We start from the raw sequence: 8985 nt of genomic DNA on the forward strand, positions 1-8985 counted from the left end.
GTTGCGGGCAATCATCGAGCGCACCGAACCGGAGGCGGCGCGCTGCTGCTGGAGGTCAGCGGCGACCTTCGCGTCGACGAGGAGCGCGCGGCCACCGTTCTCCTCCTGCCAGAGCAGGTGGCGGCGCACGTCCAGGAGCACTTCGGCCAGCTCCTGCGAGGATTCGGGCGTGTCGTCGTTCACGGTATCGGATCGGTAGCGGAGGGCCTGCCCCGGCGCAAGGAAGCAGGCGGAGAAGTTGCCCGTACGCTTAGCCCAGGGGCGGGCCCTCCGCCACCTTCCGGGCAGAAGGCCGGGCACGGGTCGGGTCCCGGACAGACTCCTGGCGAACCTTCTTTCCCTCGGGGCGACACACGGGGAAGGTCGGGCGCGGCGGCGGTCTTCCGCCCCTTTCCAGGAGCAGCGCGCAAATGATCAAGGTGGCCATCGTCGTTGGAAGCACCCGGCCGGGCCGCAAGGCGGATGCCGTCGCCAACTGGGTGCACGGCATCGCCAAGAAGCGCACCGACGCCGAGTACGACATCGTCGACATCCAGGACTTCAACCTGCCCCTGCTGGACGAGCCGACCCCACCGTCCCAAGGCAAGTACACCCAGCCCCACACCCTGGCCTGGGCCGCGAAGGTGGCCGCGTACGACGCGTATGTCTTCGTCACGCCCGAGTACAACCACAGCACGTCTGGCGCGCTGAAGAACGCACTCGATTTCGTCTATCGCGAGTGGAACAACAAGGCCGCCGGCTTCGTGGGCTACGGCAGCGCGGGCGGGGTGCGCGCGGTGGAGCAACTGCGCCTCATCGCCGCCGAGCTCCAGATGGCCACCGTGCGCGCCCAGGTACAGCTGTCACTCTTCACCGACTTCGAGAACTTCGCCGTCTTCAAGCCCGACCCCAGCAAGGAGAAGGGCGTGAGCACCCTGCTGGATCAGCTCGTCTCCTGGGGCACGGCGCTCCAGACCGTGCGCGTGAAGAAGTAGTCGCTCGGCCCTACGTGTCCTGGCGGGACCGCTCGGAGGCGGCCCGCCGCAGCACCTCCGCCGTCTCCGGGTCCGCCGGGAAGAACGACTCGATGGCCAGCTCCGCGAGCGTGATGTCCACGGGCGTGCCGAACACCGTGGTGGTGCTGAAGAGGGACAGCCGCCCCAGCGACGTGCGCACGCGCAGGGGCACCACCACGCCCGCGAAGTCGCGCTCCTTGCCCTCCACGGCCGCCTCCGGCACCGGATAGCCCTTGAGCTCCTCCAGCAGCGCCGCGAGCGTGGCGTCCGCCGTGACGTCCACCTGCCGGTGCAGCCGCGTGAGGACGTGGTCGCGCCACTGGCGCAGGTTCTCGATGCGCGGCGCGAGCCCGGAGGGATGCAGGCTCAGACGCAGGACGTTGATGGGCGGCTGGAGCACTTCCGGAGGCAGATCCGCGAGCAGCACGCCCACCGCGCGGTTCGCGGTGACGAGCGTCCAGTGCCGATCCACCGCGAGCGCCGGGTACGGCTCATGGCCCGCGAGCACCAGTTCCACGGCCTCGCGCGTGGCCCGCAGCGCGGGGTCGTCCAGGGGTCGCTCGGCGTAGACGGGCGCGAAGCCCGCGGCCACCAGCAGCCCGTTGCGGTCTCGCAGGGGCACGTCCAGTTCCTCCGCCAGGTGCAGCAGCATGTCGCGGCTGGGCTGGGAGCGGCCGGTCTCCAGGAAGCTGACGTGACGGGTGGAGACCTCCGCGCGCAACGCGAGATCCATCTGGCTCAGGCCCCGCCGCTGACGCCAACCGCGCAGCAGCTCTCCGACGGGACGGCTCTGCTGAAGGCTGGTCATGGCCCGAAGATAGGGGGCGCACGTCATCGCTTCCATTCCCTCGGAGGTAATCGACAGCGCACGGGCCGGCTCGCATCTTGTGCCCCGTCGTCTCCAACCTCCTCGCAAGGGAACGTGTGCCATGAGCCTCAAGAACGTGTCGGGAAGCCTGTTGCGTCGCGCGCTGCTGCTGGACGCCGTCGCCAGTGGGGCCATGGGCCTGTTGATGGCGGCGGCCGCGGCCCCCTTGGGCCCCCTGCTGGGATTGGAGCCCGGGCTCCTGCGCATGGCGGGACTCGGGTTGATTCCGTTCGCCCTGCTGCTCGGGTACCTGGCGTCGCGGGACACCCTGCCCGCGTGGCCGGTGTGGTTCGTGGTCGCCGTGAACGCGCTGTGGGTGGTGGACAGCGTGCTCCTGATGACCCACGGCCCCACGACGCCCACGGGGCTGGGGATGCTGTTCGTCGCGGCGCAGGCGGCGGCGGTCGCGCTGTTCGCGGCGCTGGAGTACGCGGGCCTGCGGCGCGGCACCGCGGCCCTGGCCTGAGCCGGTGTCGGATCCGCGCGGCGGGGCTTCACGTCATGCCGCGCGGGCGCCGGGGCGTTGTTATCCTGACGAGACATGGCCTCCCTCCTCCGTCCCTGGCTCATCGCCGCCGTCCTCTCCGCTGGAGCCTCCGGGTGCGCCACCCTGGGCGGTGCCGGGGGCAAGGGCCTGGTGACGCTGCACTACGGCTGGCCGGAGCAGGCGTCCATGCGGGTGACCCACACCCTGGACGTGCGGACGGACTGGAGCGGCCGGACGACGGCGCAGCGCCGGTTCACGATGACGCTGGGCCCGGTGGACGACGAGGGCCAGCGGCGGTTGTCCTTCCACGACGTGGAGCTCATCGAGTCCCCGGTCCCCACCTTCGTCGAGCCCCTGGCCACGGGCATCATCGACGCGCAGGGCGACTTCCAGGGCATTGATCCGCTGGAGGACAGCCCCGCCCAGGCCTTCCTGGACGCGCTGCCGCTCAGCCCACGGAAGAAGGCCCAGATGACCCGAGGCATCGCCGCCGGGCTGGAGCAGGATGTCCGGGACAAGTGGAACCAGTGGGTGGGCAGCTGGCACGGGGCGCGCCTCAAGCCAGGGAAGCTGGAGGTCATCGCCTCGACGATCAATGTGGGCGCCGGTCGCAAGAAGGTCAAAGAGGTCCCCGCGGAGGAGCGCCAGCAACTGGACGTGGGCGTGCCCTGCTCCGACGCGGATCCGGAGCCCCGGTGCGCGCGGCTGCATGTCGTGCGGGAGCCCGTGGGACAGACGGACGAGACGGAGGGAACCTACGCGCGAGTGGAGCTGGAGCTGGTGACGGACCCCGCGACGCTGCTGCCGCACTCGTCGCGCATCATCCGCATGGACCGCGTGGACTGGAATGGCCAGGGCGGCGAGCCTGACTTCCATGAGTCCGTGCACGTGGAGCAGCACACGTTCATCCACGGCATGGACACCACGGCGGGCCCCATGGCCCGGGTGCTCCCGCGTCAGCCCATGCCCACCTCGCTGAAGTAGTCCAGAAACGCCCGGATCCGCGCCGGCAGGTGCCGCGCGGGATCCAGGAACACCGCGTGGAAGACCACGGTGTCCCCCGGGTTGCGCTCCTCCAGCACCGGGACCAGCCGTCCGGCCGCCACGTCCTCGCGCACCTGGAAGGCCGCGATGCGCGCGAGGCCCGTGCCCACGAGCGCCAGCCGCCGCAGCGCTTCGCCGTCGCTGGCCTGCACGTTGCCGGCGCAGGGCACGTTCACGACGGCGCCGCGCTCCACCACGGGCCAGTGCTCCAGGGTGGGCACGTGGCTGGCGCTCATGCGGTTGTGGCGCTCCAGCTCCGCCACCGTCTTCGGCATGCCCGCGCGCTTCAGGTACTCCGGCGCGCCGACGATCATCTTGCGCGTCTCCCCCAGCCTGCGCGCGATGAGGTTGGAGGACTTGAGCGGACCCGCGCGGATGGCCACGTCCGCGCGCTCCTCCAGCAGGTCCACCACCTGATCCGTGAGCGCGACGTCCAGCGTGATGCCCGGGTTGCGCGCGAGGAACGCGGGCACCTGGGGCAGGAGGAAGTGCGTGCCATAGGGGACGTTGGTGTTGACGCGCACGCGGCCCGACGGCGCCTCGTTGGTGGCGACGCCGCGCTCGGCTTCCTCCAGCTCCGCGAGCACCTGGACGCTGCGCTCGTAGAAGACACAGCCCTCCGAGGTGAGCTGGAAGCCCCGGGTGTTGCGGTGGAGGAGGCGCGCTCCCAGGCGGGCTTCCAACCGGGCGACCAGCTTGCTGACCGCCGACGGCGTCATCCGCAGCGTGCGCGCCGCGGCGGAGAACCCCTCCTGTTCGACGACCCGGACGAAGACTTCCATCTCTCCGGAGCGGTTGATGTCCAGACGCGCCATGGAATTGAACTCACAAGTGCTGTGCCCACGGAGTGCCTGTCCGGTGCCAGCGCCCGCGAATACTAGACCTCTTGCGGCGCCGGAAGCGCTCCCACAACGGGCCGCGTGGAGGACAGCATGCGCACGCACAAGAACGTGGCCCTGGTCGTCGGGGCCCATGGAATCATCGGACTCAACCTCATCGCCCACCTGGAGACACTGGAAGGCTGGGAGGTCATCGGCCTGTCCCGGCGCGGCGGCGAGGATCGCGACAGGGTGCGCTACGTCTCGGTGGACCTGCTCGACGCGGAGGACTGCCGCAAGAAGCTGGGCGGCCTTACGCAGGTGACGCACCTCTTCTACACCGCGTTCCAGGACCGGCCGACCCCCGTGGCGATGGTGGCGCCCAACCTCGCCATGCTCGTCAACGTGGTGGAGGCGGTGGAGCCCGTCGCCAAGGGGCTGAAGCACGTGAGCCTGATGCAGGGCTACAAGGTCTACGGCGCGCACCTGGGCCCGTTCAAGACGCCGGCCCGGGAGACGGACGCGGCCCACATGCCGCCCGAGTTCAACGTGGAGCAGCAGGACTTCCTGGAGCAGCGGCAGCAGGGCAAGGCGTGGACGTGGTCGGCCATCCGTCCGTCCATCGTGGCCGGCTACGCGCTGGGCAACCCGATGAACCTGACGCTGGCCATCGCCGTGTACGCGGCGATGTCGAAGGACCTGGGCCTTCCACTGCGCTTCCCGGGGACACCGACCGCGTACGACATCCTGCTGGAGGTGACGGATGCCGGGCTCCTGGCGCGCGCCACCGTGTGGGCCGCCACGGAGCCGAGGGCCGCCAACCAGGCGTTCAACATCAACAACGGCGATCAGTTCCGGTGGAGCGAGATGTGGCCGAAGATCGCCCGCTCGTTCGACCTGGAGGTGGCCCCTCCCCTGCCCCTGTCGCTGGTGGACGTGATGGCGGACAAGGGGCCGCGCTGGAACGCGATGGTGGAGAAGCACGGGCTCGCGCGCAATTCGTACCAGGACGTGTCCGCGTGGCCGTTCGCCCAGGGTGTGTTCTCCACGGGCTACGACTTCGTCGCGGACGGCTCCAAGGCCCGCCGGTTCGGCTTCCACGAACATGTGGAGACGGAGGCGATGTTCCGCGACCTCTTCGCGGACTTCCGCCGCCGCAAGCTCATTCCCTGAGCGGCCTCCGGGCGTGGGACGGGGCCGCTCCCGGGACGCTCAGAGCACGGCCCGGGCCTTGAGGATCTCCTCCAGGAGCGGCACGGCCTTCGCGCCCTGGTTGTCATCCACCAGGAGCGCGGCGCTGACGTAGCGGCGAAAGGCGCCCTCGGGGGTCCCCGCCCCGGGCAGCTCCGTCCCCTGGGAAGACAGGGCGTGCTCACAGGCGTGGATGACGCGCGTGTGCAGGTAGCGCGACAGGTCCAGGAACAGCGTGTTCGCCGGCGCCTGCTTCGCCCAGGCCAGCACGTCGCGGCAGTAGTCCGCGCCGCCCTCGCCCTTCATGTACGCGCGGTAGCCGTCATACGACGGAGCGCCGGACGCGCCCACATCCGCGTAGTGCCGCGCGCTGATGAAGCGCAGCTGCGTGTCCCCCGCCGCCTCCACCCGCGTCTTCCACTCCGGCGACTGCCGCGCGCGCGCCAGCGCCCGGAGGTAGAGGTCGAAGTTGTCCTTGAGGTGCAGCAGGTGCTCCGGCAGCCAGTGGTCCGTGAAGGGCCGCAGCTCCCGCTCCGCGTCCGGGATGGGCACCAGCGCCAGCGCCGTCATCCCGTAGGAGGCCCGCAGGTTCGGCTCCACGGAAGGATCCAACGCGCCCCGGGCCAGCGCCCCGCGAACCTCCGCCTCCGGGGTCGGCTGGCGGAACGCGTACAGGTGGCCGTGTTCGAAGAAGTCACTCTGGAAGAGCGAGGCGAAGCCCGCGCGCAAGAGCGCCGAGTGGATGTGCCGCACCGGCACGAAGGGCTCCGGCTGCTCCAGCCCCGTGGTGATGTGGAAGTCCCACAGGTTGGTGTTCATCTGGAGCACCCCGTCCGGCGCGAGCCGCGCCAGCGCCAGGGAGAAGAACTCCTGGCTGACACAGTGCGCGGGCAGCTGCTCGCCGGAGAAGATGTCCACGACGATGTAGTCGTACTCCTGGGTGTCCTCGCGCAGGAACAGGCGCGCGTCCTCCACCACCCGGCGGACGTTGGGGCTGCGCATCGCCGGCACGTAGCGCTGCGCCAGGTCCATCACCAGCGGATCAATCTCCACCGCCGTGATGCGCGCCTGGGGGTTGGCCTCCAGGATGGCGGACACCACCCCGCCCAGCGCGGTCCCGAGGATGAGGTAGCGCCCGGCCCCGCGGGAGAGGCCCACGTTCGCGTAGGCCGTGGTGAACTGATCCTTCAGCGGCTGGCCCGGGTAGACGGTGGAGTGCACGTAGTCGCGCGACGGCATGAACTCCAGCTTCTCGTCCCCGTCGCCGTCCTGGGAGCGGAAGATCTTCACGTTCCCGTAGAGGGATTCGGATTCGAAGACGGGGTGCTCCGCCGCTGAAGCGGGGGCCCGCGCGGCCCAGGCGTCACGCAGGAGGGGCGTGGCCACCACCGCCACCAGCAAGACGCCGCCCGCGAGCGCCGTGACGGGCGCGCGCTTGCGCACCAGCACCAGCCCCGCCACCACCACGAGCCCCAGCGACCCGATGAAGATGCCCAGCGTCGTGGGCACGCCCAGCAGGGGGATGAGCACGAAGGAGGGCAGCGTCGTGCCCACGATGCTTCCCACGTTGGACACCGCCATCAGGTTGCCCGCCGTGGCGCCCACCCCGCGCGGGTGCGTGGCCAGGAGCCGGATGAGGAACGGCGAGACGTGGCTCAGCGCCAGCATGGGCCCCATGTAGAAGATCAACGTGGCGACCGCCGGTGGCATCAGGTGCCCCGCGAGCCCGCTGGAGAAGACCTTGCGCAGGCCGAAGCTGAAATCCAGCAGCGGTTCGGAGAGCAGCCCGCCCGTCACCCAGACATACACCACGGCCAGGGAGATGACCCCGAGCAGGAACTCCAGCGGCGCATTGCGCTGGGAGAAGCGTCCGCCCAGGAAATAGCCCGCCGACAGGGCAATCATCACCAACGCGAGCAGGACGCCCGTCACATAGATGGATGAGCCGAACGTGGTCTGGAGCACCCGGAAGGCACACATCTCCAGCAACATCACGTTGAAGCCACCCAGGAACGCGAGCCCATGCAGGTACACCGAGAACAGGCGTGAAACAGGTTGCGGCTCAGCGGAAGTAGACATGTCCGATATCCAGCGGGAAGAGAGGGGTGAAGGCAAAGCATTCGCTGTCCGCGTTCCACGGACCCGCGCCCATCAAAGCAAACGTGTCAGACATTCATTGCATCATGCGCCCCACCAGCAATTGAGAGACGCCTGTGGCAGGATGGAACTCCCATTGAATCCGCGAAACAGCGTGAGCGATCCGACTTCATGACAAGTACGCAGACATCGCGCCGCGGCCTGGCGACGTTCGGGGTGTTGTGGTTGGGCCAGCTCGTGTCCATCCTGGGTTCGGGTCTGACATCCTTCGCGCTGGGCATCTGGGTGTATGAGCAGACAGGCTCGGTGACGCAGTTCGCGACGATGACCCTGTGCGCGGTGGCGCCCATCGTGCTGCTGTCGCCCGTTTCGGGCGTGGTGGTGGACCGGTGGGACCGCAAGCGGGTGATGCTGGTGAGCGACACGCTGGCGGCCCTGAGCACGCTGAGCCTCATGGTGCTGTACACCGGCGGGAACCTGCGCCTGTGGCACGTGTACCTGGGCGTCTGCGTGACGGCCGTGGCGGAGTCCTTCCAGGAGCCGGCGTTCATGGCGGCCTCCACGGTGCTCATCCCCGAGCGCCACCTGGGCCGGGCGAGCGGGATGGTGCAGCTGGCGCAGGCGGCGGGCCGCACGCTGGCCCCTCCCCTGGCGGGGCTGCTGGTGATGCACCACGGGCTGTCCACGGTGATGACCCTGGACCTGGTGGGGTTCGCGGTCGCGGTGGTGACGAACCTGGTCGTGCGCGTGCCCCGGCCGACGCGCAGCGCCCAGGGGGAGCAGCAGGCCCGCGAGAGCCTGGGCTCCAACCTCACGTTCGGCCTGCGCTACATCCTCCAGCGGCGCGGGCTGATGGGGCTGCTGGCCTACTTCTCCATCGTCAACCTCACGCTGGGGCTGGCGGAGATCCTGGTGACGCCGCTGGTGCTGAAGGCGTTCACCCCGACCCTGCTGGGACAGGTGCTCGCGTGCAGCGGCGTGGGCATGCTGGTGGGCAGCGCGCTGATGACCGTCTGGGGCGGCCCGAAGCGGCGGCTCACCGGCATCGTGGGCGCGGGCATCCTCTACGGCGTGAGCCTGATGCTCGCGGGGCTCCAGCCCTCGCTGCCGCTCATCGCGGCGGCGGCCTTCCTGCTGACGTTCTTCAACGCCCCCATCGCGAGCTGCAGCCAGGCGCTGTGGCAGTCGCTGGTGCCCGCCGACCTCCAGGGCCGCGTGTTCTCCGCGCGCATGGCCCTGGCGTGGTTCTCCACGCCGGTGGCGTACCTCATCGGCGGGCCGCTGGCGGACCACGTCTTCGAGCCCGCCATGCTGCCGGGCGGCGCGCTGGGGCCCGTGTTCGGCGGGCTGCTGGGCACGGGCCCGGGCCGTGGCATCGCGCTGATGCTGGTGCTGATGGGCCTGCTGGCCGTGATGGCCGCCTTCGTGCTGCCCCTGTACCGGCCCGCGCGCGAGCTGGAGTCCACCGCCCCCCAGGCGCCCCCC

At 70.1% G+C, this 8985-nt stretch carries 8 protein-coding genes and 1 pseudogene; 5 read left to right on the forward strand and 4 right to left on the reverse strand.

The window, feature by feature from the left end; genetic code table 11:
- Positions 1–183: pseudogene (locus D7X74_RS35660) on the reverse strand (uracil-DNA glycosylase); the annotation flags it as partial.
- A gap of 227 nt (positions 184–410) precedes the next feature.
- On the opposite strand from D7X74_RS35660, the gene D7X74_RS35665 reads away from it, so the two are divergent.
- On the forward strand, positions 411–974 hold the full coding sequence (locus D7X74_RS35665; protein WP_120537456.1) for an NADPH-dependent FMN reductase: 564 nt from the start codon (positions 411–413) through the stop codon (positions 972–974).
- 10 nt (positions 975–984) lie between these two features.
- Here the strand turns inward: D7X74_RS35665 and D7X74_RS35670 are convergent, their stop codons facing one another.
- Entirely contained in the window at positions 985–1830 is an 846-nt protein-coding gene (locus tag D7X74_RS35670; protein ID WP_233602400.1) for a helix-turn-helix domain-containing protein, read from the reverse strand.
- A 94-nt stretch (positions 1831–1924) separates the two neighbouring features.
- Here D7X74_RS35670 and D7X74_RS35675 point away from each other — a divergent pair, with 94 nt between their 5' ends.
- Both D7X74_RS35675 and D7X74_RS35680 read left to right on the forward strand, forming a co-directional pair.
- Entirely contained in the window at positions 1925–2329 is a 405-nt protein-coding gene (locus D7X74_RS35675) for a hypothetical protein (RefSeq protein WP_120537458.1), read from the forward strand.
- Positions 2330–2404: 75 nt separating this feature from the next.
- Positions 2405–3334 (forward strand): hypothetical protein, encoded by a 930-nt coding sequence (locus D7X74_RS35680; RefSeq protein WP_120537459.1) that lies wholly within the window; start codon positions 2405–2407, stop codon positions 3332–3334.
- On the opposite strand, the gene D7X74_RS35685 is transcribed toward D7X74_RS35680, so the two are convergent.
- The gene (locus D7X74_RS35685; protein ID WP_120537460.1) at positions 3307–4209 is read right to left on the reverse strand and encodes a LysR family transcriptional regulator; all 903 of its coding nucleotides are present in this window, start codon (positions 4207–4209) and stop codon (positions 3307–3309) included. The genes D7X74_RS35680 and D7X74_RS35685 overlap by 28 nt on opposite strands.
- A 117-nt stretch (positions 4210–4326) precedes the next feature.
- Here D7X74_RS35685 and D7X74_RS35690 point away from each other — a divergent pair, with 117 nt between their 5' ends.
- The gene (locus D7X74_RS35690) at positions 4327–5385 is read left to right on the forward strand and encodes an SDR family oxidoreductase (protein ID WP_120537463.1); all 1059 of its coding nucleotides are present in this window, start codon (positions 4327–4329) and stop codon (positions 5383–5385) included.
- A 39-nt stretch (positions 5386–5424) separates the two neighbouring features.
- On the opposite strand, the gene D7X74_RS35695 is transcribed toward D7X74_RS35690, so the two are convergent.
- Positions 5425–7482, reverse strand: coding sequence for a fused MFS/spermidine synthase (locus D7X74_RS35695; protein ID WP_147446801.1), 2058 nt, complete (start codon positions 7480–7482; stop codon positions 5425–5427).
- Between the two features lie 189 nt (positions 7483–7671).
- Between D7X74_RS35695 and D7X74_RS35700 the strand changes: the two genes are divergently transcribed.
- Positions 7672–8985: MFS transporter (locus D7X74_RS35700; RefSeq protein ID WP_120537462.1), on the forward strand; the 1314-nt coding region annotated here is incomplete at its 3' end.

It is taken from the genome of Corallococcus sp. CA047B (genome assembly GCF_003612065.1).
Lineage (GTDB): Bacteria > Myxococcota > Myxococcia > Myxococcales > Myxococcaceae > Corallococcus > Corallococcus praedator.

Bases quoted from the DNA above. Each gene is read 5' to 3' on its own strand.
- D7X74_RS35690 (WP_120537463.1), top strand. From the start codon at position 4,327: ATGCGCACGCACAAGAACGTGGCCCTGGTCGTCGGGGCCCATGGAATC.
- D7X74_RS35680 (WP_120537459.1), top strand. From the start codon at position 2,405: ATGGCCTCCCTCCTCCGTCCCTGGCTCATCGCCGCCGTCCTCTCCGCT.
- D7X74_RS35675 (WP_120537458.1), top strand. From the start codon at position 1,925: ATGAGCCTCAAGAACGTGTCGGGAAGCCTGTTGCGTCGCGCGCTGCTG.
- D7X74_RS35665 (WP_120537456.1), top strand. From the start codon at position 411: ATGATCAAGGTGGCCATCGTCGTTGGAAGCACCCGGCCGGGCCGCAAG.
- D7X74_RS35670 (WP_233602400.1), bottom strand. From the start codon at position 1,830: ATGACGTGCGCCCCCTATCTTCGGGCCATGACCAGCCTTCAGCAGAGC.
- D7X74_RS35685 (WP_120537460.1), bottom strand. From the start codon at position 4,209: ATGGCGCGTCTGGACATCAACCGCTCCGGAGAGATGGAAGTCTTCGTC.
- D7X74_RS35695 (WP_147446801.1), bottom strand. From the start codon at position 7,482: ATGTCTACTTCCGCTGAGCCGCAACCTGTTTCACGCCTGTTCTCGGTG.